Origin of the sequence: Streptomyces durbertensis (genome assembly GCF_014156695.1) — a bacterium.
In the GTDB taxonomy this organism is placed as follows: domain Bacteria; phylum Actinomycetota; class Actinomycetes; order Streptomycetales; family Streptomycetaceae; genus Streptomyces; species Streptomyces durbertensis.
The window spans coordinates 1-1,521 of the sequence record NZ_WMLF01000727.1; the positions used below are offsets into that span (position 1 = coordinate 1).

At 74.0% G+C, this 1,521-nt stretch carries 1 protein-coding gene; it reads left to right on the top strand.

Going from position 1 to position 1,521, the window contains the following annotated elements; all coding sequences use genetic code 11:
• Positions 1 to 63 precede the first annotated feature (63 nt).
• Positions 64 to 1,503, top strand: coding sequence for a sensor histidine kinase (locus GL263_RS26310; RefSeq protein WP_182858238.1), 1,440 nt, complete (start codon positions 64 to 66; stop codon positions 1,501 to 1,503).
• Positions 1,504 to 1,521: the final 18 nt, after the last annotated feature.

Genomic DNA, 1,521 nt, shown 5'->3' on the forward strand with positions numbered 1-1,521 from the left:
GATACCGGGAGATGCGACTCGTGGGGGAGGCGGCCGGGCGGCGGAGTTCGTACTGTTCAGCGCATGGATGAGATGAGGGGCGGGCCGCGACCGATCCGTTCGGGGGAGGGTGCCGGATGGCCGGAGCACGCCGACCACCGTACGGAGCTGATGATGCTCACCCAGGCGTGGAAGGCTTTCCGGGCCGATCTGGTGGAGCCGGTGCGGGAGTTGCGGCCGATCGGTCGCTACGGGGCGGGCAGCTGGCTGGAGCGGCTGCCGAGGCCGGTGGGACGTGCGGTGCGGCGGCTGCCGCAGGCGGCCGTGGTAGTGGTGGCCGTGTGGGTGCTCGGTGCCGCCTTCGTGACGCGGTACGACGCCGGCGGCGGTCTCCCGGCGTTGTTGACCGCCGTGGTGGTGGCGGCTCCGGTGGTGGTGCTGCTGACCCGTCCGCTGATGGCTCTGTGGGTGTCGCTGGGCACGATGGCGGTCGTGCCGGCGATGGCGTCGACCGGCGACTACTACTACTGGCACGACGACGCGGCGGGGATGGTCGCGCATGGGGCCGTGCTGGCGGTGGTGGCATGGCGGTCCAGGCCGCGTACGGCGGTTTTCCTCGGGATGCTGACGGGGGCCGGGGCGTGCGTGGCCTCCGTCATGTACCCGTGGGGGGCGCCGAACCCGGCGGTGGTGACGGTGCTGCACGGCCTTCTGCTGCTGGTGGTGGCGGGGCTGCGCGGGTGGCGGGACTCGCGGCGGAAGGTTGTCGAGCAGGAGGCGGTGGTCGCGGAGGAGCGTTCGCGGCGCACGCTGCTGGAGGAACGAACGGTCATCGCACGGGAGTTGCACGACGTGGTGGCGCACCACATGTCGGTGGTGGCGATCCAGGCGGAGGCGGCCCCGTACCGGGTGGAGAACCCGCCGGAGGAGCTGGTGCGGGCGCTGGGCGTCATCCGGGAGAACGCGGTGACGGCGCTGACCGAGCTGCGCCGCGTCCTCGGCGTCGTGCGGACCGACGCGGAGTCCGGCGACGAACCGGAGGCGCCGCAGCCGACGTTGGCGGACATCGGCACGCTGCTGGCCAACGTGCGGGAGAGCGGCCGGGAGGCGCGGCTGGTGACAACGGGCGCGGTGCGCGCGCTGCCGCCGGGTGTGGAGCTGTCGGCGTACCGGATCGTGCAGGAGGCACTGAGCAACGTGCTGCGGCACGCGCCGGGCGCGCCGGCCTGCGTCGAACTCTCCTATGTGCTGGGCGGGTTGGGGCTGCGGGTGGTGAACGACCCGTCGACGGGTCCGGCCGGGCCGGAGGCCGTGGGCAGTGGGCAGGGGCTGGTCGGGATGCGGGAGCGGACGGCCCTGCTCGGCGGCGAGCTGGCCGCCGGTGAGACACCGGAGGGCGGCTGGGCGGTGGAGGCGTTCCTGCCGGTCGCTTCGCAGGCGCCCGACGACGGGCTGCCGGTGCCGGCGTCGGCGTCGGCGTCGCGGGAGGCGACCACCGTGGTGATGACCAAGGCGGCGAGGTGAGCGCCGCCGAGGAGACCG

Coding starts and splice junctions, on each gene's coding strand:
- GL263_RS26310 (WP_182858238.1), top strand. CDS start 64: ATGGATGAGATGAGGGGCGGGCCGCGACCGATCCGTTCGGGGGAGGGT.